This is a genomic window from Achromobacter sp. E1 (genome assembly GCF_037039475.1).
GTDB classification, from domain to species: Bacteria; Pseudomonadota; Gammaproteobacteria; order Burkholderiales; family Burkholderiaceae_B; genus Achromobacter; species Achromobacter mucicolens.
On the sequence record NZ_CP146253.1, the window covers coordinates 2,753,063 to 2,773,665 of the forward strand.

The following is a 20,603-nucleotide window of genomic DNA, read 5'->3' on the forward strand; positions in this document are numbered from 1 at the left end:
TGGATTCATATAACGAATTGTTAGATTTGAGGCTCGTTTTCTCGCGCCCTGACGATTCGTCCATGAACCTTATTTTCGACAACGTCCACAAGCAGTTCGGCGACTTGCCTGTCGTCGACGGCTTTACCAGTGAATTCAAGACCGGCGAGCTGGTCGCGCTGGTCGGCCCGTCCGGTTGCGGCAAGTCCACTTTGCTGCATCTGGCGGCAGGGCTTGAAATGCCCACGCAGGGCAGCGTGCTGGCCGACGGCACTAAGGTCGCCGGTCCCCATCCCAGCCGCACGCTGGTGTTCCAGGAACACGCCCTGTATCCCTGGCTGACCCTGGAAGACAACGTGGCGCTGGCGTTGGAATTCCAGAACACGCCCAAGAAGCGCGCCCGCGAGGCGGCGCGCGAATGGCTGGCGCGCGTCAGCCTGGCGGGCTTCGAACACTACTATCCCCATCAGGTGTCCGGCGGCATGCGCCAGCGCGCCGCGCTGGCCCGCGCGTTCATCGCGCAGCCGCAGACCATGCTGATGGACGAACCCTTCGGCGCGCTGGACGCGCTGACCCGCCTGGCCCTGCAGGACGTGCTGCGCCAGCTTATCGCGCAGGAAAAGCCCACCGTGCTGCTGGTGACCCACGACGTCGACGAGGCCTTGTTCCTGGCCGATCGCATCGTCGTCTTCAGCCCGCGCCCGGCGCGGGTGCTGCGCGAGTTCAACCTGGCGCATCGCGCCAAGACGCACGACCTGTCCGACCTGGCCGCTGAAAAGCGCGAGATCCTGCGCCTCTTGGGCATCGGGGTCGGTGGCGCGGACGCGCACTCGGACATCGCGCTGGCGGCTTGATCCTTCATACCAATACCCTGCGGCCACGCCCGGGCGCGGCCGCTTCCTGAATTTCCTGGAGCTCCTGATGAAATTGAAGCAATGGTTGTCCCTGCCGCTGGCCGCGGCGCTGCTGGCGGCTGCCCCCGCGATGGCCGCCGAAAAGTTCCGCGTGGGTTACCTGCGCGTGATGGATGATGCGCAGGCCATCGTCGCGCAAGAGGGCGGCTATTACAAAAAGGCCGGCCTGGATTCCGAACTCATCGAATTCAAATCGGGCACCGACCTCATCAAGGCCATCGTCGGCGGCCAGCTCGACATCGGCGTGCTGGGCTTTACCAACGCGGTCGCCTGGGCGTCCAAGGGCGCGGACCTGAAGGTGGTGGGCGGCGCGCAACAGGGCTATCACTCGCTGATCGTGCGCGACGATTCGGGCATCAAGGACATCGCCGGCCTGAAGGGCAAGACGCTGGCCTCGCAGGCCGAAGGCAGCACCGCTGACGTGGTGCTCAAGGGCGTCGTGCTCAAGTCGGGCAACCTGACGGCCGACGACGTCAACGTCATGGGTGTGAGCCCGGCCGTGGCCGTGCAGTCGCTGGTGGGCAAGCGCGTGGACGCCGCCTTCCTGTTCGAACCCTACGACCGCATCGCGCAGCTGATCGCGCCGGTCAAGCAGATCTATGAAGTGGGCGAGGCGTGGCCGTTCCCGTGCATGGTCGTGATCACGTCCGGCGAAACGCTGGCCAAGCGCAAGGACGACGTCTGGAAGGCGCTGGACGCGCAGAATCAGGCCATCACGCTGCTGCAGAAGGAACCCGCGCAGGCTTCCAAGCTGATCGCGTCCTACTTCATTGCCGAGCCCACGCTCAAGACGCTGAACCGTGGCGAGCTGCCGCGCGAAACGGTCATTTCCGAGGCCATCAGCACGCAGGTGTTCACGCCCAAGCTGACCGAGAAAGACACGGCGCGCATGCAGGAAATCGCTGACATCCTGCAAGCCCAGGGATCGCTCAAGACGCGCGACGGCAAGCCGTACGACGTCTCCAGCATCGTCGACCTGTCCTGGCAAGAGGCTCGCAAGCTTTGAGCGCGTCTACCCGAGTGACCGGCGCCCGCAAGCATCTTGCGGGCGTTTTGGGCGTCCTGTTCATTCTGGCCATCTGGCAATTGGCGGCCTTCGCGCTGCCTGACTTCCTGATGCCCGGCGTGCCCGCCGTGGTCGAACGTCTGTTCGAAGACCTGGGCAAGCAGTCGTTCCACCAAAGCCTCCTGGGCACGCTGGGACGCCTGGGCGCAGGTTACGGGCTGGCCCTGGCCGCTGGTGTCGGCTTCGGCCTCGTGGCAGCCGTGCTGTTCTTCTTTCGCGAAGTGCTGCGCAGCGCCATCGTCATCCTGCAGTCGATTCCGTCCATCGCGTGGGTGCCGCTGTTTCTCATCGTGATGGGCTTTGGCAATACGCCCATCATCGTGGTCGTGGCGCTGGCGGCGTTTTTCCCGGCCGCGCTCAGCGTGATGAACGCGACCGAATCCGTTCAGCGCGTGCACGTCTCGGCGGCGCGCGTCATGGGCGCGACCCGCTGGGGGCTGATCAAGCGGGTGTATCTGCCCGCGGTCATGCCCGAGCTCATCACCGGCGCGCAACTGGCGTTCGGCAATGCCTGGCGGGCGCTGATCTCGGCTGAAATGCTGATCGGCTTCGGCAAGGGGCTGGGCCGGTCGCTGGCGTATTCGGGCGAAATCGCCGACATGACCGGGGTCATGACCAACATCCTCGTCATCGCCGTGCTGGCCGCCCTGATCGACCAGTTCGTGCTTGAAAACCTCAAGCATCGCCTGCTGCGTTACCAGTACGTCTAAGGTCGCAAAGCCCGTCATGTTGTCCTGCATCCGCCCATTCGTCCTTGCCGCCGGCCTTCTGGCCGCGGGCTTGGCGCAAGCTCAGCCCGCGGTGCAGTCCAATGTCTTCGCGGCGGCCAGCACGCGCGGCGAACTGGTCGTGGGCGTGCCGTACCTGGCTGCGCCGCCCGTCGCGGGCGCCAAGATCCGCACGCCGGAAGGGCTGGATGCGGCCATCACCGAAAGGCTGGGCGCAAGCCTGAAACTGCCCGTGCGTCTGGTGCAGGTGCCGGCGCGCGACGCCGCCCGGGCGCTCGCCGCCGGCGAAGTGGATCTGGTGCTGGCCGACAATGCCGACGGACAGCCGCAGGCCGTCGCGGTGCAAGCCACCGGCTATGCTGCGCGGCCCAAGGCGGTGATCCGCAGCGACACGCGGCTGCGCAAGCCCGCCGACGTGCAGGGCCGCAGCGTGTGCATGGCCGAGGCGGCCACGCAGGCCAAAGCCCTGGCGCAAAGCTGGGGCGCGGCCGTCAAGACCTATCGCGTGCCGTCGGACGCGCTCGTTGCCGTGCGCGAAGGCGAGTGCGACATCGGCCTGGTCGACGACGCCGTGTGGGAGCCCCTCATGCGTTTTCCGGAATGGAAGAAGTTTTCCTCGACACTGGCCGCGGATGGCGCCCGCCAGGAGCGCGTGTGGCTTGTGCCTGCGCGGGACGAAGCCTCGCGCGCCTGGCTCGGCCAGGAGATGCGCGCCTGGGACCGCGCCGGCGCGTGGAAGGCCATGACCACGAAATGGGCGCGCGACGTCGCCTTCGACGTCTATCTGGATCAGGAAGTCCCCGACTGCCACGGCTGATGCGGCCTCATGGCCACTGCGCGCGGCCACGCCGCCCGGGCATGCGGACACGCGATCCGCGCACTTACAATGCCGGGCATGACGCACACGTTGACCGCTCCCTGCACCTACCAGGAAGACATCAAGAAAAGCCGCTTTGCCGCGTATGCCGCGCCGGTCGCCACGATCGACGACGCCATGCGCTTCTTTGCCGAGCATAGCGATCCCGAGGCCACGCACAACTGCTGGGCGTACCGCATCGGACAGGAATACCGCTTCAATGACGATGGCGAGCCCGGCGGCACGGCCGGCCGGCCGATCCTGCAGGCCATCGAAGGCCAGGACATGGACCGCGTCGCGGTGCTGGTGGTCCGCTGGTATGGCGGAATCAAGCTCGGTGCGGGTGGACTGGTGCGGGCATACGGCGGATGCGCGGCCAATTGCCTGCGGTTGGGAGAGCGCACCGAAATCGTCGATCTTGCGACCGTGCGCTGCGCCTGCGGCTTTGCGGAAATGGCGCTGCTGAAATCGCGGCTGGCGCAGGCAGGCGCCGCCATCGGGCAGGAAGACTACAACGCCGATGGCGTCGTGCTCACGTTCACGGTGCCGCGCGCGGCCGTGCCGGACCTGGAAGTCACCGCGGCCAACATCACGCGCGGCCGGTCCGGGTGGGAAGTGGTGTCCTAGCCCGGCCGCGCGCGTGGGCGCAGGCCGGGATGCGCCACGGCTTGCGCAACGGTGGGGCTGCACTGACCTAGTGCAAAAGGAAGGGGCCCGGTGAGGGCCCCTTGGTGTTTACGCGTCCTGGCTGTCTTGCGCCGCGGCGATTTCTTGGTGGACCTTTTCCATGTCCACTTCCTTGATCTTGGCGAGCAGCTCATTGAGCTGGCCGCCGGACAAGGCGCCCGGTTGCGAGAACAGCAGAACCTTTTCGCGGAAAACCATCAGCGTGGGAATCGAGCGGATGCCCAGCGCGCCGGCCAGTTCCTGCTCCACATCGGTGTTCACCTTGGCGAACGTGACGTCCGGATGCTCGGTGGCAGCCTGTTCGAAGACCGGGGCAAAGCCGCGGCACGGGCCGCACCAGGGCGCCCAGAAATCGACGATCAGGGTGCCGTCGGGCGTGATGGCTTCCTGGAAGCTGTCTTTGGTGAGTTCAACAATACTCATGTGGAATCCTTGCCGCGGGGCGGCGAAAAGCAGTGGCTGAAAACGCCGGTTTCCGTCCCGGCGTATTGCGGCGACGCGTAGTTGCCAGGTGCTTGTTAGGCAATAGTAGAACCGGTGAAGGCTGCGTCGCAATGGTTGGCGCTGTGCAAAGCGCGGTTTGCGGCCCTCAGGCCGCGGATTGAGTCGAGACGCCCGCGCCGTTTTTCAAGGACGCGACGATCTCGAAAGAGCGCAGGCGGTCTGCGATGTCGTAGAAGTCGGACACGATCATGACCTCGTCGGCTTGCGTTTCCGCGACCAGCGCTTCGAGTTTGCGCTTGACGGTGTCCGGGCCGCCCACGATCGCAGCGCCCAATCTTTGATTGACCGCTTCACGCTCCCATTCGTTCCACAAGCCGTCCATGCTTTCGACGGGCGGCTGCAACTGCAGACGATGGCCGCGCACCAGCGACAGGAACTTCAATTGCTGCGTGGTGGACTGGAAGCGGGCGGCTTCGTCGGATTCCGCGGCAATGACCGGCACGCCGATCATGGCGTAAGGGCGCGACAGCGTCTTGGAAGGCTTGAACAAGTGACGGTACAAGCGCATCGCGGCCATGCCTTCCGGCGAGAAATGGCCCGCGAACGAGAAGGGCAGACCCAACTCGGCCGCCATGCGCGCGCTGAAGTCGCTAGACCCGAGCAACCAGATCGGGATGTCCAGGCCTTCGCCGGGAATCGCACGCACGGGCTGGCCGGGCCGCGACGGCGCAAGGAATGCGCGCAGTTCCTCGACCAGCGCGGGAAACTCCAGGCCGCTGCGCGGGCTGCGGCGCAGCGCCTGCTGCGTGGCGCCATCGCTGCCCGGCGCGCGGCCCAGGCCCAGGTCGATGCGTCCGGGGTACAGGGTTTCAAGCGTGCCGAATTGTTCGGCAATGATCAGCGGCGCGTGGTTGGGCAGCATGACGCCACCCGAACCGACGCGCAGCGTGCGGGTGTGGCCGGCCACGTGTCCGATCAGGACGGCCGTGGCGCTGCTGGCCACGCCGTTGATGTTGTGGTGCTCGGCAAGCCAGAAACGGTTGTAGCCCAGCTGCTCGACATGCTGCGCCAGCGCAACCGTATTGCGGAAGGCGTCCGCGGCATCGCGGCCCTGCACAATCGGGGCCAGGTCCAGCACGGAAAAGGGGACGTTCGCCAGGGCGCTCATGCGGGCGCCTTTACCGGGTCAATACAGGCGTGCAGCGCGGGGAAGGGGGAAGGGCGCAAAATGAACTCCATATGCTGATCTACATGGGGAGTGTATCGGCGAATTCAACGGCGCCTGCCAGCAACCATGCCCTTGGCCGGGTTGATTGAATTTTCCGATCCCTACAATAGCCAAAGAAAAAACGCGGCTTTTCGGCCGCGTTTTGGGTCGCATGCCACACGGACACAGGAGGCTCGGATGGGCGCAAGAGGCAAGAACAACCAGATCGACAACATCGAGTTCAACGTCGCGGACATTGCCCGCAGCAAGCGCTTTTATGGCGACGTCTTCGGCTGGACCTTCACGGATTACGGTCCTGCCTACACCGAGTTTTCCGATGGCCGTCTGACGGGCGGCTTCACGACCGGCGAAGCGGTGCGCCCCGGCGGTCCGCTTGTCATCCTGTACGGCGACGACCTGGCCGCAATCCGGCAGCGCATTTTGGCCGCGGGCGGGCGCATCAGCCGCGACGAATTCACTTTTCCGGGCGGCAGCCGCTTCCATTTCACAGACCTGGACGGCTACGAATTGGCGGTGTGGACCGCACAATGAGGTGTCAGACACCTGCCCAAGGTGTCTGACACCCTGCCAGACGTGACTGCCAGGTTGGCAAGGCGCCGCCAGGGTGTCTGACACCTTGCCAAGCCTCTGCGCTTATTCCGGGAAGAACGCGTAGCGGATCACGAACAGCACGGCCACGAGCCACGTGGCCGGGTGCACGTCGCGCATCTTGCCCGTGGCGGTCTTGAGCACCACGTAGCTGATGAAACCGAAGGCGATGCCGTTGGCGATGGAATACGTGAACGGCATGACCAGCGCGGTCAGCGCGGCCGGCGTGGCCTCGCAGACGTCGTTCCAGTCGATGTCGATGAGCTCGCGCATCATCAGCCCGGCGACGTAGAGCAGGGCGGGGGCGGTGGCGTAAGCCGGCACGGCGCCCGCCAGCGGCGAAATGAACAGCGCGGCCAGGAACAGCAGGCCCACGATCAGCGCGGTCATGCCGGTGCGGCCGCCGGCCTGCACGCCGGACGCGCTCTCGACATACGCCGTGGTGCTGCTGGTGCCCAGCATCGAGCCGGCAACGATGGCCGTGCTGTCCGCGAACAGCGCGCGGCCCAGGCGGTTGGGCCGGTCTTCGGGCACCAGTCCCGCGCGCTTGGCCACGCCCACCAGCGTGCCGGTCGCATCGAACACCTCGACCAGCACGAACACCAGGATCACGTGCACGAACCCGGAGTGCAGGGCGCCCATGATGTCCAGCTTGAAAAGCGTGGGCGACAGGCTGGGCGGCGCCGAGAAGATGCCCTTGAACTCGTTGTAGCCCAGCACCATCGACAGCACGGTGACGACGATGATGCCGATCAGGATGGCGCCGCGCACGCGCAGCGCGTCCAGGGATGCGATCACGAAAAAGCCCAGGATGGCAAAGAGCGGGCCGTGCGTCGTGAGGTTGCCCAGCGTGACCTTCGTGGCCGGATGCGCGACCACGATTCCGGCGCTCGATAGCGCGATAATGGCCAGGAACAACCCGATGCCCGCGGCAATCGCGCTGCGTAGTGAATGCGGGATGCCCTTGACCAGCCAGACCCGGATGCCGGATATCGTCAGGAAAAGGAAGATGACACCCGAGATGAACACGGCGCCCAGTGCCTGCTCCCAGGTGTATCCCATGGTCTTGACCACGGTGAAGGCGAAAAACGCGTTCAGGCCCATGCCGGGCGCCATGCCGATCGGCCAGTTGGCAATGAACGCCATCACCAGCGACCCCAGCGCGGCGGCCAGGCACGTGGCCACGAACACGGCGTCGCGGTCCATGCCGGTCGAGGACAGGATGTCCGGATTGACGAAGATGATGTACGACATCGTCAGGAATGTCGTCAGGCCGGCAACGACTTCCGTTCTTGCGGTCGTGCCGTGCTCACGCAGCTTGAATAGCTTCTCCAGCATTCGAGTCCCCAGGGTTTTTGCAGGATTTTCAGGTTGTGTCGGGCGGGGGCGCATCCCCCGTCCCATTCAAGAACAGGCGTATTTTCGCATCAGTTGTAAACTCTGCCGCCATGATCATTCTCGGCTTTGAAAGCTCCTGCGACGAAACCGGCGTCGCAGCCGTCTGTACGGAACGCGGCCTGCTCGCGCACGCGCTGCACACCCAGATCGCCATGCACCAGGAATACGGGGGCGTGGTGCCGGAACTTGCCTCGCGCGACCACATCCGGCGCGTGATTCCGCTGACCCGCCAGGTGCTGGAAGAGGCGGGCATTCAGATGTCCGATGTCGGGGCGGTGGCCTATACGGCCGGCCCCGGCCTGGCCGGCGCCTTGCTGGTCGGCGCGAGCGTGGCGCAGGCGTTCGCCTGGTCCCGCGGCCTGCCGGCCATCGGCATCCATCACCTTGAAGGCCATCTGCTGTCGCCGATGCTGGCCGATCCCCGGCCCGAATTTCCCTTCATCGCCTTGCTGGTGTCTGGCGGGCATACCCAGCTCATGCGGGTGGACGGGGTGGGGCGCTACGAACTCCTGGGCGAAACGCTGGACGACGCCGCGGGCGAGGCCTTCGACAAATCCGCCAAGCTGATGGGCCTGGGCTATCCGGGCGGACCGGCGCTGTCCCGGCTGGCCGCCAGCGGCGATGCGTCGCGCTTTGACCTGCCGCGGCCCATGCTGCACAGCGGCGACCTGGATTTCAGTTTCAGCGGTCTGAAAACGGCCGTCCTGACCCGGGTCAAGGCGGCCGAACAGAACGGCGGCCTGGACGATCAGACCCGCGCGGACCTGGCCGCGGCCACGCAGGCGGCCATCGTGGAAGTGCTGGCGGCCAAGTCCATCCGCGCCTTGAAGCAGACCGGCCTGCGGCGGCTGGTGGTGGCCGGCGGCGTGGGGGCCAACCAGCTCCTGCGCGCCAAACTGGATGCCGCGCTCAAGCCGCTCAAGGCGCGCGCGTACTTTCCGCCCCTGGAGCTGTGCACCGACAACGGGGCGATGATCGCGTTCGCGGCGGCCGAGCGGGTCAAGGCGGGATTGGCGACGCTGGACGCCAGCGCGCACAGCTTCACGGTCAAGCCCCGCTGGGATCTGGCTGATATCGCCTGAAATGAAACGGGCGGCCAAGGCCGCCCGTTCTATCAATACCCGTTCGGGGAATTATTTCTTCTTGCTGCCAATGCGGCTTTCGGTCCCCTGGATCAGGCGGGCGATGTTGGCGCGATGGCGGTAGAAGAGCAGGATGCCGATGACCGCCAGGGCCACGCCCAGCGCGGGCTGCGCCTGCCAGGCCAGGCCCGACCCAAACACGTAGTACACCGGGGCAAAAAATGCGGCGACCAGCGACGCCAGCGACGAATACCGGAAGAAAATGGCGACGATCAGCCAGGTCGCGGCGGTAGCCACGGCCAGCCAGGGCTGGATCGCCACCAGCACGCCCAGCGCGGTGGCCACGCCCTTGCCGCCCTTGAACCCCAGGAACACGGGGTACAGGTGGCCGATGAAGGCCGCCAGCGCCACGCAGGCCAGGGCGACGGGACCGATGCCCGGCGCCAGCTTTTCGGCCAGCCAGATCGCAAACCATCCCTTGGCGGCGTCCCCCAGCAGCGTCAGCGCGGCGGCGGTCTTGTTGCCGGTGCGCAGCACGTTGGTGGCGCCGGGGTTCTTGGACCCGTAGCTGCGCGGGTCCTGAAGGCCCATCAGCTTGCTGACGACCACGGCGAACGGCACGGAGCCGATCAGGTAGGCCAGCACGACGAGCGCAATGGTAAACGCCAGGGAAGGTTCGGTTATCGCCATGGAAAGGGAGTCCGTTGTTGTAGTAATGGCTGCGGATTCTACCGCGGGTACAATCCGCAGCGTCACCCGCGTTTTATTTTCTTTCGGATGCACAATGCGAATTCTGGTTTCGAACGATGATGGCTATTCGGCCCCCGGCCTAGAGGCGCTGGTGGCGGCGCTGGAAGGGCTGGGCGATTTGACCGTCGTCGCCCCCGAGACCAACCACAGCGGCGCCTCCAACTCGCTCACGCTGAACCGGCCGCTGTCGGTGCGCACGGCCTCCAACGGCTTCATCGCGGTCAACGGCACGCCGTCCGATTGCGTCCACGTCGCGCTGACGGGTCTCATGGACGCGCGTCCCGACCTCGTCGTGTCGGGCATCAACAACGGCGCCAACATGGGCGACGACACCCTCTATTCGGGCACCGTCGCCGCGGCCAGCGAAGGCTATCTGTTCGGCATTCCCGCCATCGCGTTCTCGCTGGCGGAAAAAGGCTGGGAGCACATCGAATCGGCCGCGCGCGCAGCCCGCCTGGTGGTCGAGCGCCATCTGGCCCAGCCCCTCGCGGCGCCGGTGCTGCTCAACGTCAACATCCCCAACCGCCGCTTCGAAGACATGCACGGTTTTGCGGTCACGCGGCTGGGCAAGCGGCATCCGTCGCAGCCCGTCGTGCGCACGACCACGCCCTACGGCGACACGGTCTATTGGATCGGGCCGGTCGGCCTGGCCGCGGACGCCACGCCCGGCACGGACTTTCATGCCGTCGAGCAGGGCATCGTGTCGGTCACGCCCTTGCGCCTGGACCTGACGCAGCACAGCCAGCTTGACGAGATCCGCACCTGGGCGGAGCCGCTATGCGCAAACGGATAAGCCAGCCGGACCTCACCCCCGGCGCGGCCAGCCGCGCCAGCGCTGCCCGCCACGACGCCGGCCGGCTCGGTCCGGGCTACACGCCGGCCAACAGCAACACGCGAATTTCCGCCGCCACGCTGCCCCGGCAAGCGCAGGCGCCGCTGCCGCAGGCGGGCAGCAATCTGGGTCTGAACTCCGAACGGTTGCGCCAGGCCATGGTCCAGCGTCTGCGCACCCAAGGCATCACGGACGAGCGCGTCCTGAACGCCATGGCCGCGGTGCCGCGCCACCTGTTCGTTGACGAGGCGCTTGCCAGCCGCGCCTACGAAGACGCGGCCTTGCCCATCGGCCACTCGCAAACCATTTCCCAGCCGTGGGTCGTCGCGCGTATGATCGCGGCTGCTTGCGAAGACCGCGCGCCCACCCGTGTGCTCGAGGTCGGAGCCGGTTGCGGGTATCAGGCCGCAGTGCTCGCGCAGTTCGTGCGCGACGTCCACACCATCGAACGCATCCGCGGTTTGTACGAGCTGGCGCGCGAGCATTTACGCGCCTTGCGGCTCACCACAAGGATCCGCCTCGTCTATGGCGACGGCACCTTGGGGCTGCCCGGCGTGGCGCCGTTCGATGCTATCGTTGTGGCTGCCGCAGGTCTGGCCATCCCGCAAGCGCTGCTGACGCAGCTTGCTCCGGGAGGCCGTCTCATCGCTCCCGAAGGGGGCTCGAACCAGCGCCTGGTTCTGATCGAACGCACGGGCGCGGCAAGCTGGAAACGAACCGAACTAGAGGCCGTGCGCTTTGTGCCGCTACGGTCCGGAATACAATCTTGAGCAACAGGAGAAACGTATGCTCAACGGGCAGTTGCAACTGACCGATATGAATTTGGGCGCGTCCATGACGCGCCTGCGCCGCCCGCTCTTTGCAGTGGGGGTCCTCAGCCTCGCCATCCTGGCCGGCTGCGCATCCAAAGGTACTCGTGCCCCGGTGGTCGACATGACCGGCGGGCAACCCGCGCCGACGGCGACGTCCGGCAGCTATGTGGTCAAGCCGGGCGACACGCTCTACAAGATCGCCCGCGCCAACAACGTCGACATCGAAAACATCAAGCGCTGGAACAACATCAGCGATCCCAACCAGATCTCGGTGGGGCAGGTGCTGCGCATGTCCGGCGGCGCCACCGGTGGCGCGCAAACCGCGCCGATTTCCGGCGCCAAGCCGCAGCCGCGTCCGCTGGACCAGCCCGAAACACCCGCGGCCACCACGCCCGCGCCCGACGCCACCCCCACTGCGCCTCCGGCGCCCGTGGACACCAAGCCGGCGCCTCGCGCGGCCGATGCGGGCGTCATCAACTGGGCCTGGCCGGCCAACGGCCAGATCGTGCAGGGCTTTAACAGCAGCAGCAAGGGCATCGATATCGCCGGTGCGCTGGGCGACCCGATCACCGCCGCGGCCGATGGGCTGGTCAAGTACAGCGGCAACGGCGTGCGCGGCCTGGGCAACCTCATCATCGTCGAACACCAGAACGGCTTCATCACGGCGTACGCGCACAACCGCGCGCTGCTCGTGAAGACCGGCCAGACGGTCAAGCGCGGCGCCAAGATCGCCGAGCTGGGCCAAAGCGACACCACCTCGCCGCGCCTGCACTTCGAGATCCGCCGCCAGGGTACGCCGGTGGACCCGATGCAATACCTGCCGCCCAAATGACGCCCACCCTGGTATTCGACCTCGAAACCATCCCCGACGCCGACGGGCTGCGCAAGCTCAACGGCTGGGGCGCCGACGTGCCCGACCAGGAAGTGGTCGAGCGTGCGCTGACGGCCCGGCGTGAGGCCGTGGGTCATGACTTCCTGCCCTTGCACCTGCACAAGGTGGCGGTGGTGGGCTGCGTGTTCCGCGACGACCAGGGATTTCGCGTCAAGACGCTGGGCCAGCCGGACGATCCCGAGGCGGCGCTGCTTGCGGGTTTTTTCAAGACCATCGAACGCTATACGCCTCGCCTGGTCAGCTGGAACGGGTCGGGCTTCGACCTGCCCGTGCTGCATTACCGCAGCCTGATCCAGGGCGTGCCCGCGCCGCGCTACTGGGACATGGGCGAAGAAGACCGCGACTTCAAGTTCAACAACTACATCTCCCGCTACCACACGCGGCATGTCGATCTGATGGACGTGCTGGCCAAGTACAACGGCCGCGCCAACGCGCCGCTCGACGAACTGGCCAAGCTGTGCGGCTTTCCCGGCAAGCTGGGCATGGATGGCAGCAAGGTGTGGGAGGCCTGGAGCACAGGCCGCGCCGACGAAGTGCGGGCGTATTGCGAAACCGACGTCGTCAATACGTGGCTGGTGTACTGCCGCTTCCGCTTCCTGCGCGGCGAACTGGACCGCACGGCCTACGAGGCCGAAATTGCGCTGGTGCGCGACACGCTTGGCGCCAGCGATGCCCCGCACTGGAAGGAATACATGGCGGCCTGGGACGCGGGCTGACCCGCGCCAGCTGCTCACTGATGCCGACCCATTGCGTGGATGGGACAGCATGCGGACGGGGCCTTCGAGGGCCCCGTTCTCGCGTCTGCGGGGCAAGCAATCGACTGAAACAAGACGGCCGCAAACGAAACCTGGATGAAACCAGCGGGATCGCACAATGGCCTCGCTTTCTTCACTTTCAGGAGACCTACATGTCCCGATTCGCTATCCGCTCCAATCTGGCCGTCCTTGCAATCGTCGCCGCGTCGAGCGGTTTCGCGGCTGGCTCCGCCATGGCCGCGCCGCCTCCGCCCGCTGACGGCGGACCGGCCGCCATGCACGAAGGCCATCGCGGCGGTGGTTTCCACAAGGGCATGCGCGACGGCCTGCTCATCCCCGGACTCGGCCCCGTGTCCAAGGCACAGGTTGCCGAGCTGAAACTCGACGCCAAGCAGGAGGCCCTTTTCAAGACCGCCCAGGACAGCCAGCGCAGCCTGCACGAAGCCATGCGTGCCGCCGGCGGCAAGCGCCACGACTTGCTCAAGGCGCAGCTGGACAGCGGCAAGCTCGATCCTCGCGCCCTCATCGACCAGTCGGAAAAGCGCCGCGACGCGTTTGAGCCGCAGGCCAAGCAGGTTCGCGACCAATGGCTGGCCGTCTGGGATAGCCTGAACGACACGCAACGCGCCCAGGTAACCAAGATCGTCAAGGAGCGCGAAGCGCGCATGGCCGAACGCCACGCCAAGATGGAAGGCCGTGCGGCCGGCAAGGGCCGCCCTGGCATGCCGCCGCCCCCGCCGGCCGCTGGCGACGTGCCGCCGCCTCCGCCGCCTGTCGCACCCCAGGCCAACTGAGCAGCAACGCCCCAGGCCATCACTGGCCGCAACACGGGGCAACGCTCCGCTTGAACGCACCCCGGCACGCTTCACGCGTGCCGGGGTGTTTGTTTTGCCCGCAAGCCAGGCCAGGCCGGGCCGGATTTCCCCGTTTTGACGCATGGGCCCTGGCTGCGCCCCATAAGAGGGCACCAGCATGGTGCATTGCCAGGTCCGAAGGACGCTGCGGCGGGTTGCGCAATGGAGCCGAAACCTGGCACGGACATTGCTTGAAGGGATTTGAGCCGGTTTTACCTGCACAGGCCGGCCAGCTGGACGCGCCGCGCGCCGTCCGCTCTCCCGACTATCCGATCAGGACCTTCGCACCATGAATAAGACGTTGCTAGCCTTGCCCCTCGCGCTTGCCGCTTGTTTTGCAGGTGTGGCGCAAGCCGAACCCACCGACCTGGGTGGCGGCTTTTCGCTCAGCGGTAACGCCACCATAGTCAGCGATTACCGCTTCCGCGGCTATTCGCAGACCGACTTCCGTCCCGCCGTGCAGTTGGGCTTTGACCTGAACCACAGCTCGGGCTTCTACCTGGGCAACTGGAACTCCAACGTCTCCGACTTCGTGTTCACCGACGGCAACCTGGAAATGGACTTCTACGGCGGCTGGAAGGGCGATGTCGGCGGCGGGTTCACCCTGGATGCGGGCGTGCTGCATTACTACTATCCCGGCTCCAGCTCTCCCAAGGGCGGCAACTACAACAACACCGACCTGTACCTGGGCGCGTCCTACGGCAACTACAGCCTCAAGTATTCGTACACGCCCAGCGACTTTTTCAGCACGCCGGACAGCAAGGGAACCTGGTACCTGGACGGCACGGCCACGTTCGACCTGGGCGACGGCTGGGGATTGCTGGGCCACCTGGGCTACCAGAAGCTCAAGAACCAGACCAACATGGACGGCGACTCGATCGGCCATTACGTCGACTACAAGCTGGGCGTGACCAAGGACCTGAAGGGCTGGATCCTCGGCCTGGCCGCCGTCGGCGCCACCAAGGACAACTGGCTGCCCACCAAGTACGGCCATCCGTCCGGCCGCATCGGCGCCGTCTTCTCGGTGGCCCGCGCATTCTGATATCCGTGGCGGCGCCGTCAAAAGCGCCGGCCTTTGGGGTTGCTCCGGAACGCCGCCGGGTCTGGCGGCATTCCGGAACAGCCCCTTTTTTTGCGCGTGCGATGTGCGGCGCGACGCCGGGCAGGGCGGGGTGGGCCTCGCCGCTCCGGCCCCGTCACACCCGATTTCCGGGAATACGCGAAGTCCTTCTACAATCACGGGTTGCGTGCAATTCTGGACTGCGTGAGATGTCTGACGTTTTGAATATCGAATCCCTGGACCTGGAAGCCAGGGGGATCGCCCGCCGCGACGGGAAGGTCATTTTCGTGGAAGGCGCCTTGCCGGGCGAACGGGTCACCGCGGTCACGCTGCGCCGCAAGCCCTCCTACGAGACGGCCCGGGTGGACGAGGTACTGCATCCCTCGTCGCAACGCGTGGTGCCACGCTGCCCGCATTTCGGCGTCTGTGGCGGCTGTGCCATGCAGCACCTGGAACCCACCACGCAGGTGGCCATCAAGCAGCGCGCGCTTGAAGACACCTTCTGGCATGTCGGCAAGCTGCGTCCGGCGCTCATCCTGGCGCCGCTGCAGGGCCCGACCTGGGGTTACCGCTACCGCGCGCGCCTGTCCGTGCGCGTGGTGCCCAAGAAGGGCGGGGTGCTCGTGGGCTTTCACGAACGCAAGAGCAGCTACGTGGCCGACATGCGCGAATGCCATGTGCTGCCCCGCCACGTCAGCGATCTGCTGATCCCGCTGCGCGAAATGATCGCCTCGATGTCTGCGCCCGACCGCATGCCGCAGATCGAAGTGGCGCTCGGCGAGGGCGTGACGGCGCTGGTGCTGCGGCATCTGCTGCCGCTGACCGACGGCGACATCGCGATCCTGCGCGCCTTTGCGGCCAAGCACAACGTGCAATGGTGGTTGCAGGCCAAGGGCCCGGACACGGTGCACCCGCTGGAGCGCGAGCACAATGACACGCTGTCCTACAGCATGCCGGAATTCGGCCTGCGCATGCCTTACCGTCCGACCGACTTCACGCAGGTGAACCACGCCATCAACCGGGCGATGGTGTCGCGGGCGCTGAAGCTGCTGGAAGTGCAGCCCACCGACCGCGTGGCCGACCTGTTCTGTGGCCTGGGCAACTTCACGTTGCCGCTGGCCACGCAAGGCCGCGAGGCCGTCGGCGTAGAAGGCAGCAAGGCGCTGACCGATCGCGCGTTTGACGCGGCGTCGCGCCACGGCCTGGGCGATCGCACCAGCTTCGCCACCCTGAACCTCTTCGAAGTCGACGCCGCCTGGCTGCGCAGCCTGGGCTACTTCGACCGCATGTTGATCGACCCGCCGCGTGAAGGCGCGCACGCGGTGTCGCAGGCGCTGTCCGACCTGTCGTACGAAGAACGTCCGCGCCGGATTGTCTACGTGTCCTGTAACCCGGCCACGCTGGCGCGGGACGCGGCCATCCTGGTTCACGAGGGCGGCTACGTGCTCAAGAGCGCGGGCGTGATCAACATGTTCCCGCACACCGGCCATGTGGAATCCATCGCCGTGTTCGAGACGCTTGACGCGCAGGGCGTGCTGGAAGCGAAAGCGCGCGCCCGTGAGCGTGCGGCCACCGCGGCAGCCGAAGCGGCGGCTGCCGAGCAAGCCAGGCTAGCCGCGGCGGCCGAAAAGGCGGCGGCCAAGCAGGCCGCCACCGAGGCCTACGAGGCGCGCGTCGCCGCCGAGGCGCAGCCGGGTCAGTAAGGCGCGGCGGCGGGTAACGCCCCGCCGCCTGGCATCATCAGTGCGAGCAGCCCAGGTTCTCCAGGATGGGGCAATCGGGCCGCTCGTCCCCGTGGCAGTGCTGCGCCAGATGCTTGAGCGTGGCCGCCATCTCCCGCAGGGACTCGGCCTTGCGCTCCAGTTCGTCCACGTGTTCAAGCGCAATGCGCTTCACATCCGCGCTTGCCCGGCTGCGATCCTTCCAGAGCGCCAGCAATTCGTTCATCTGCTCCACCGAAAACCCCAGGTCGCGTGCGCGGCGCACGAAGCGCAGCGTGTTCAGGTCCTGGTCGCTGTAGACGCGATAGCCCGAGTCCGTGCGCACCGCGGGTCCGATCAGGCCGATGCTCTCGTAGTAGCGGATCATCTTGGCCGAAATGCCGGACTGCTTGGCGGCTTGTCCGATGTTCATGCTTGCCTCCAGCGGGGGCGGAAGGCCTTCAGACGCAGCGCATTGCCCAGGACGAATACGCTGGACAGCGCCATCGCGCCCGCCGCAAAGATGGGCGAGAGCGACAGCCCGAAAGCCGGGTACAGGGCGCCCGCGGCCAGCGGGATCAGCGCCGCGTTGTAGGCAAATGCCCAGAACAGGTTCTGCCGGATATTGGCCAGCGTGGCGCGGCTGAGCGCGATGGCGTTCGGCACGCCGTGCAGGTCATCGGCCATCAGCACCACGGACGCCGCCTCGATCGCCACATCCGTGCCCGTGCCGATCGCAATGCCGGTATCGGCCGCGGCCAGCGCCGGCGCATCGTTGATGCCATCGCCCACGAACGCCACCTTGCGCCCACCCTCGCGCAGCGCCGCAATCGCCTGCACCTTGCCGTCGGGCAGGACCTCGGCGCGAACTTCGTCGATGCCAAGCTGGCGCGCGACCGCCTGTGCGGTGTGGCGGTTGTCGCCGGTAATCATGGCGGTCTTCAGGCCTTGCGCATGCAGCGCGGCAATCGCGGACACCGCCGATGGCTTGACCGGATCTGTCACGGCCATCATGGCGGCTGCCTGACCGTCGATGGCGACGTAAATCGGCGTCTTGCCTTCGTTGCCCCAATCCGTGGCGCGTGCGCCGAACGCGCTGACATCGATGCCGCGTTCGGCCATCAGGCGCGCCGCTCCCGCCAGCACCTTGCGGTCCGCCACGGTAGCCTCCACGCCCGCGCCAGTGATCGCCGCAAAGCCCTCGGCGGGGAGCAGTTCCAGCTTGCGTTCGGCGGCGGCCGCCACGATGGCCAGCGCGATCGGATGCTCGGAGCGCGCCTGCACGGATGCCACCCACTGCAAGACCTGCTGGGCGTCATGGCCCGGCGCGGGTTCCAGTTCGGTCAGCGTGGGCTTGCCCAGCGTGAGGGTGCCGGTCTTGTCGAAGGCCACCACATCGACGTCGCGCAATGTCTGCAAGGCGTCGCCCTGGCGGAACAGGACGCCCATCTCGGCCGCGCGGCCCGTGCCCACCATGATGGAGGTGGGCGTCGCCAGACCCATGGCGCACGGGCAGGCGATGATCAGCACGGCGACCGCATTGACCAGCGCGTGCGAGAGCGCGGGCTCCGGTCCCAGGAAGAACCAGACCAGGAAGGTGAGCAGGGCGGCCGCCATGACCGCCGGGACGAACCAGGCGGTCACCTGGTCCACCATCGCCTGGATCGGCAGGCGCGCGCCCTGGGCTGCTTCGACCATGCGGATGATCCGGGCCAGCATGGTGTCTGCACCCGTGTGCGTGACGCGCAAGGTGAAACTGCCCGCGGTGTTCAGCGTGCCGCCCGTTGCCTGCATCCCGGGCCGCTTTTCGACTGGCACGGGCTCGCCCGTCAACATGGACTCGTCGACGTAGGAATTGCCTTCGACGATGTCGCCGTCCAGCGGAATTTTCTCGCCGGGCCGCACCATCACGATGTCGCCGGTGCGCACGCGCTCGATCGCAATATCCTGCGCCTGGCCGTCGCGCAGCACGCGTGCGGTGCGCGGCTGCAGGCCGATCAGCCGCTTGATGGCCGCGCCGGTCTTGCCCTTGGCGCGCGCTTCGAGCATGCGGCCCAGAAGGATGAGCGTGACGATGACGGCGGCCGCCTCGAAGTACACGTTGCGGGCGGCCTGCGGCAGCAGGCCGGGCGCAAACGTGGCGACGACCGAATAGCCCCACGCGGCGCCGGCGCCCAGCGCCACCAGCGAATTCATTTCGGGCGCGCGGCGCCACAGCGCGACCAGCCCCTTGGTAAAAAACTGCCTGCCTGGCCACACCAGCACGGCGGTGGTCAGCACGAATTGAAGCAGCCAGCTGTTCTGCTGGCCGATCGTGCCGAGCACCCAATGATGCATGGCGGGAACCAGGTGCGATCCCATCTCCAGCGCGAACACCGGCAGCGTCAGCGCGAGCGCCACGAAGAACGCCTGCTGCAGGCGGTGCGCCTCGGCGTCGCGGGCCTGCGACTGCCGCTCGGCGTGGTCGTCCTGCGCGGCGATGGGATGGGCCTCGTAACCCATCTTCTCCACGGCGGCGACCAGCGCTTGCGGCTGGGCAGCAGCGGGGTCGAATGAGACCCGCGCGCGCTCGGTGGCGAGGTTGACTTGCGCCTGCGCAACCCCGGGGACATTCGTCAGGGCTTTTTCCACGCGCTTGACGCAAGATGCGCAGGTCATGCCTTCAATGGCAAGTTCCAATTCGGAGATGGGGGGTGGGTTTGCTGCGCGCATGGCTGTCTCTGTCTGAATGGGAGCACTCAGTTTCATCCTTCCCATCATGGCAAGGTCAAGCGCCATTCTACGCTTGACCTTGCCATAATGGGAACGTTTAACCTGCCCGTCATGGTGGCCGTGCGCCACCTTTGAACCTTCCGGAGAAAAACCATGACCATCGCTTTCCAAGTGCCTGACATGACCTGCGGCCATTGCGTCAAGACGATCACCAGCGCCGTCAACCAAGCCGTCCCGGGCGCCGTTGTCGCCGTCGACCTGCCCGCGCATCGCGTAACGATCACAGGAACCGACCAGTCTGACAAGGTTGAGACGGCCATCCGCGACGCCGGGTACGAGCCCGCGCGAGTTTGACGCGATCCAACGCGTCTTTGTGATAGTTTTCGTATTTCTTTGGAGGTGCAATCATTGTCTATAACTATCAATCAATTGAATTAATTAAATTGGATTGTTTGATAGCTCAGATTTATGATTCTTCTCATGGCGGATCGAAACCGCCAATTTATTTAGCTACCAAGGAGAAATTCGAATGCTGCAAAACCGCGAAGGCCAACGTGTTCCCAATGTGACGTTCCCCGTTCGTGAGGACAACACGTGGAAGAAGGTCACGACCGACGACCTGTTCAAGAACAAGACGGTCGTGGTTTTCTCGCTTCCCGGCGCGTTCACGCCGACCTGCTCGTCCACCCACCTGCCGCGGTACAACGAACTGGCCCCCGCGTTCTTTGCCTCGGGCGTGGACAGCATCGTCTGCGTTTCGGTCAACGACACCTTCGTCATGAACGAATGGGCCAAGGATCAGGAATCGGCCAACATCACGCTGCTGCCCGACGGCAACGGCGCCTTCACCGAAGGCATGGGCATGCTCGTCGACAAGAGCGACCTGGGCTTTGGCAAGCGCAGCTGGCGCTATTCCATGCTGGTCAAGGACGGTGTCGTCGAAAAGATGTTCATCGAGCCGGAAAAGGAAGGCGACCCGTTTGAAGTCTCGGACGCCGACACCATGCTGGCTCACGTCGCGCCGTCGGCCAAGAAGCCGGACCAGGTGGTCGTGTTCTCCAAGCCGGGCTGCCCGTTCTGCGTCGAAGCCAAGGCGCTGCTGGACAGCAAGGGCTACGCCCCGATCGAGATCCCCCTCGAAAACAAGGTCCGCGGCCGTGTGATCGGCGCGGTGTCGGGCAAGGGCACGGCGCCCCAGGTGTTCATCAACGGCGCCCTCATCGGCGGCCTGGAAGACCTGAAGGCGCACCTCGCCTGATCACCTGG

Annotated in this window: 22 protein-coding genes; 16 read left to right on the forward strand and 6 right to left on the reverse strand. The window is 66.1% G+C overall.

The window, feature by feature from the left end; all coding sequences use genetic code 11:
• Positions 1-62 precede the first annotated feature (62 nt).
• The 5 genes from V6V88_RS12695 (at position 63) to V6V88_RS12715 (ending at position 4,170) form a co-directional block, all read left to right on the forward strand.
• Positions 63-833 carry an ABC transporter ATP-binding protein gene (locus tag V6V88_RS12695; RefSeq protein WP_062841186.1) on the forward strand — a complete coding sequence of 257 codons (771 nt, stop codon included), beginning with the start codon at positions 63-65 and terminating at the stop codon, positions 831-833.
• Between the two features lie 67 nt (positions 834-900).
• Positions 901-1,899 carry an ABC transporter substrate-binding protein gene (locus V6V88_RS12700; RefSeq protein WP_056317339.1) on the forward strand — a complete coding sequence of 333 codons (999 nt, stop codon included), beginning with the start codon at positions 901-903 and terminating at the stop codon, positions 1,897-1,899.
• On the forward strand, positions 1,896-2,669 hold the full coding sequence (locus V6V88_RS12705; RefSeq protein ID WP_056317341.1) for an ABC transporter permease: 774 nt from the start codon (positions 1,896-1,898) through the stop codon (positions 2,667-2,669). The genes V6V88_RS12700 and V6V88_RS12705 overlap by 4 nt, the downstream gene beginning before the upstream one ends.
• 16 nt (positions 2,670-2,685) lie before the next feature.
• Complete coding sequence (locus V6V88_RS12710; protein ID WP_142055443.1) at positions 2,686-3,504, forward strand: transporter substrate-binding domain-containing protein; 819 nt, start codon at positions 2,686-2,688, stop codon at positions 3,502-3,504.
• A gap of 78 nt (positions 3,505-3,582) precedes the next feature.
• Positions 3,583-4,170 carry a YigZ family protein gene (locus V6V88_RS12715; RefSeq protein ID WP_056318721.1) on the forward strand — a complete coding sequence of 196 codons (588 nt, stop codon included), beginning with the start codon at positions 3,583-3,585 and terminating at the stop codon, positions 4,168-4,170.
• Between the two features lie 108 nt (positions 4,171-4,278).
• On the opposite strand, the gene V6V88_RS12720 is transcribed toward V6V88_RS12715, so the two are convergent.
• Together V6V88_RS12720 and V6V88_RS12725 are read right to left on the reverse strand one after the other, a co-directional pair.
• The gene (locus V6V88_RS12720) at positions 4,279-4,653 is read right to left on the reverse strand and encodes a thioredoxin family protein (protein WP_006388150.1); all 375 of its coding nucleotides are present in this window, start codon (positions 4,651-4,653) and stop codon (positions 4,279-4,281) included.
• Positions 4,654-4,819: 166 nt separating this feature from the next.
• Entirely contained in the window at positions 4,820-5,842 is a 1,023-nt protein-coding gene (locus tag V6V88_RS12725) for an LLM class flavin-dependent oxidoreductase (RefSeq protein WP_062841184.1), read from the reverse strand.
• 237 nt (positions 5,843-6,079) lie between these two features.
• On the opposite strand from V6V88_RS12725, the gene V6V88_RS12730 reads away from it, so the two are divergent.
• On the forward strand, positions 6,080-6,433 hold the full coding sequence (locus V6V88_RS12730; protein ID WP_062841183.1) for a VOC family protein: 354 nt from the start codon (positions 6,080-6,082) through the stop codon (positions 6,431-6,433).
• A gap of 102 nt (positions 6,434-6,535) precedes the next feature.
• On the opposite strand, the gene V6V88_RS12735 is transcribed toward V6V88_RS12730, so the two are convergent.
• Entirely contained in the window at positions 6,536-7,828 is a 1,293-nt protein-coding gene (locus V6V88_RS12735; protein WP_056317354.1) for an NCS2 family permease, read from the reverse strand.
• Between the two features lie 110 nt (positions 7,829-7,938).
• Here V6V88_RS12735 and tsaD point away from each other — a divergent pair, with 110 nt between their 5' ends.
• On the forward strand, positions 7,939-8,970 hold the full coding sequence (gene tsaD, locus V6V88_RS12740; RefSeq protein ID WP_056317357.1) for a tRNA (adenosine(37)-N6)-threonylcarbamoyltransferase complex transferase subunit TsaD: 1,032 nt from the start codon (positions 7,939-7,941) through the stop codon (positions 8,968-8,970).
• Between the two features lie 51 nt (positions 8,971-9,021).
• Here the strand turns inward: tsaD and plsY are convergent, their stop codons facing one another.
• On the reverse strand, positions 9,022-9,660 hold the full coding sequence (plsY, locus tag V6V88_RS12745) for a glycerol-3-phosphate 1-O-acyltransferase PlsY (protein WP_062841181.1): 639 nt from the start codon (positions 9,658-9,660) through the stop codon (positions 9,022-9,024).
• 94 nt (positions 9,661-9,754) lie between these two features.
• Between plsY and surE the strand changes: the two genes are divergently transcribed.
• The 7 genes from surE to rlmD all read left to right on the forward strand — a co-directional run bounded on the left by surE (position 9,755) and on the right by rlmD (position 16,628).
• A complete protein-coding gene (gene surE / locus V6V88_RS12750) occupies positions 9,755-10,513 on the forward strand; it encodes a 5'/3'-nucleotidase SurE (protein ID WP_062841180.1) in 759 nt (252 codons plus the stop codon).
• A complete protein-coding gene (locus tag V6V88_RS12755; protein ID WP_062841179.1) occupies positions 10,498-11,322 on the forward strand; it encodes a protein-L-isoaspartate(D-aspartate) O-methyltransferase in 825 nt (274 codons plus the stop codon). The genes surE and V6V88_RS12755 overlap by 16 nt, the downstream gene beginning before the upstream one ends.
• Positions 11,323-11,338: 16 nt before the next feature.
• Positions 11,339-12,196 carry a peptidoglycan DD-metalloendopeptidase family protein gene (locus tag V6V88_RS12760; RefSeq protein WP_062841178.1) on the forward strand — a complete coding sequence of 286 codons (858 nt, stop codon included), beginning with the start codon at positions 11,339-11,341 and terminating at the stop codon, positions 12,194-12,196.
• Complete coding sequence (locus tag V6V88_RS12765; RefSeq protein ID WP_056317371.1) at positions 12,193-12,972, forward strand: 3'-5' exonuclease; 780 nt, start codon at positions 12,193-12,195, stop codon at positions 12,970-12,972. Before V6V88_RS12760 ends, V6V88_RS12765 begins: the two co-directional genes overlap by 4 nt.
• Before the next feature lie 191 nt (positions 12,973-13,163).
• Positions 13,164-13,805, forward strand: coding sequence for a hypothetical protein (locus tag V6V88_RS12770; RefSeq protein WP_062841177.1), 642 nt, complete (start codon positions 13,164-13,166; stop codon positions 13,803-13,805).
• A 349-nt stretch (positions 13,806-14,154) separates the two neighbouring features.
• Positions 14,155-14,907, forward strand: coding sequence for a TorF family putative porin (locus V6V88_RS12775; RefSeq protein WP_062841176.1), 753 nt, complete (start codon positions 14,155-14,157; stop codon positions 14,905-14,907).
• A 227-nt stretch (positions 14,908-15,134) separates the two neighbouring features.
• Positions 15,135-16,628 (forward strand): 23S rRNA (uracil(1939)-C(5))-methyltransferase RlmD, encoded by a 1,494-nt coding sequence (rlmD, locus tag V6V88_RS12780; RefSeq protein WP_062841175.1) that lies wholly within the window; start codon positions 15,135-15,137, stop codon positions 16,626-16,628.
• A gap of 37 nt (positions 16,629-16,665) precedes the next feature.
• On the opposite strand, the gene cueR is transcribed toward rlmD, so the two are convergent.
• Together cueR and V6V88_RS12790 are read right to left on the reverse strand one after the other, a co-directional pair.
• Positions 16,666-17,058, reverse strand: coding sequence for a Cu(I)-responsive transcriptional regulator (cueR, locus tag V6V88_RS12785; protein WP_062841174.1), 393 nt, complete (start codon positions 17,056-17,058; stop codon positions 16,666-16,668).
• A complete protein-coding gene (locus V6V88_RS12790) occupies positions 17,055-19,337 on the reverse strand; it encodes a heavy metal translocating P-type ATPase (protein ID WP_062841173.1) in 2,283 nt (760 codons plus the stop codon). Before V6V88_RS12790 ends, cueR begins: the two co-directional genes overlap by 4 nt.
• A gap of 153 nt (positions 19,338-19,490) precedes the next feature.
• On the opposite strand from V6V88_RS12790, the gene V6V88_RS12795 reads away from it, so the two are divergent.
• A complete protein-coding gene (locus V6V88_RS12795; RefSeq protein ID WP_223575610.1) occupies positions 19,491-19,691 on the forward strand; it encodes a heavy-metal-associated domain-containing protein in 201 nt (66 codons plus the stop codon).
• 175 nt (positions 19,692-19,866) lie between these two features.
• On the forward strand, positions 19,867-20,595 hold the full coding sequence (locus tag V6V88_RS12800) for a glutathione peroxidase (RefSeq protein ID WP_223575609.1): 729 nt from the start codon (positions 19,867-19,869) through the stop codon (positions 20,593-20,595).
• Positions 20,596-20,603: the final 8 nt, after the last annotated feature.

What these genes read in the sequence shown, in the direction of transcription:
- V6V88_RS12715 (WP_056318721.1), top strand. Translation starts at nt 3,583, where the DNA reads ATGACGCACACGTTGACCGCTCCCTGCACCTACCAGGAAGACATCAAG.
- V6V88_RS12765 (WP_056317371.1), top strand. Translation starts at nt 12,193, where the DNA reads ATGACGCCCACCCTGGTATTCGACCTCGAAACCATCCCCGACGCCGAC.
- tsaD (WP_056317357.1), top strand. Translation starts at nt 7,939, where the DNA reads ATGATCATTCTCGGCTTTGAAAGCTCCTGCGACGAAACCGGCGTCGCA.
- V6V88_RS12800 (WP_223575609.1), top strand. Translation starts at nt 19,867, where the DNA reads ATGCTGCAAAACCGCGAAGGCCAACGTGTTCCCAATGTGACGTTCCCC.
- V6V88_RS12710 (WP_142055443.1), top strand. Translation starts at nt 2,686, where the DNA reads ATGTTGTCCTGCATCCGCCCATTCGTCCTTGCCGCCGGCCTTCTGGCC.
- rlmD (WP_062841175.1), top strand. Translation starts at nt 15,135, where the DNA reads ATGTCTGACGTTTTGAATATCGAATCCCTGGACCTGGAAGCCAGGGGG.
- V6V88_RS12770 (WP_062841177.1), top strand. Translation starts at nt 13,164, where the DNA reads ATGTCCCGATTCGCTATCCGCTCCAATCTGGCCGTCCTTGCAATCGTC.
- surE (WP_062841180.1), top strand. Translation starts at nt 9,755, where the DNA reads ATGCGAATTCTGGTTTCGAACGATGATGGCTATTCGGCCCCCGGCCTA.
- V6V88_RS12725 (WP_062841184.1), bottom strand. Translation starts at nt 5,842, where the DNA reads ATGAGCGCCCTGGCGAACGTCCCCTTTTCCGTGCTGGACCTGGCCCCG.
- V6V88_RS12760 (WP_062841178.1), top strand. Translation starts at nt 11,339, where the DNA reads ATGCTCAACGGGCAGTTGCAACTGACCGATATGAATTTGGGCGCGTCC.
- V6V88_RS12730 (WP_062841183.1), top strand. Translation starts at nt 6,080, where the DNA reads ATGGGCGCAAGAGGCAAGAACAACCAGATCGACAACATCGAGTTCAAC.
- V6V88_RS12795 (WP_223575610.1), top strand. Translation starts at nt 19,491, where the DNA reads ATGACCATCGCTTTCCAAGTGCCTGACATGACCTGCGGCCATTGCGTC.
- V6V88_RS12790 (WP_062841173.1), bottom strand. Translation starts at nt 19,337, where the DNA reads ATGCGCGCAGCAAACCCACCCCCCATCTCCGAATTGGAACTTGCCATT.
- V6V88_RS12695 (WP_062841186.1), top strand. Translation starts at nt 63, where the DNA reads ATGAACCTTATTTTCGACAACGTCCACAAGCAGTTCGGCGACTTGCCT.
- V6V88_RS12775 (WP_062841176.1), top strand. Translation starts at nt 14,155, where the DNA reads ATGAATAAGACGTTGCTAGCCTTGCCCCTCGCGCTTGCCGCTTGTTTT.
- plsY (WP_062841181.1), bottom strand. Translation starts at nt 9,660, where the DNA reads ATGGCGATAACCGAACCTTCCCTGGCGTTTACCATTGCGCTCGTCGTG.
- V6V88_RS12735 (WP_056317354.1), bottom strand. Translation starts at nt 7,828, where the DNA reads ATGCTGGAGAAGCTATTCAAGCTGCGTGAGCACGGCACGACCGCAAGA.
- V6V88_RS12755 (WP_062841179.1), top strand. Translation starts at nt 10,498, where the DNA reads ATGCGCAAACGGATAAGCCAGCCGGACCTCACCCCCGGCGCGGCCAGC.
- V6V88_RS12720 (WP_006388150.1), bottom strand. Translation starts at nt 4,653, where the DNA reads ATGAGTATTGTTGAACTCACCAAAGACAGCTTCCAGGAAGCCATCACG.
- cueR (WP_062841174.1), bottom strand. Translation starts at nt 17,058, where the DNA reads ATGAACATCGGACAAGCCGCCAAGCAGTCCGGCATTTCGGCCAAGATG.
- V6V88_RS12700 (WP_056317339.1), top strand. Translation starts at nt 901, where the DNA reads ATGAAATTGAAGCAATGGTTGTCCCTGCCGCTGGCCGCGGCGCTGCTG.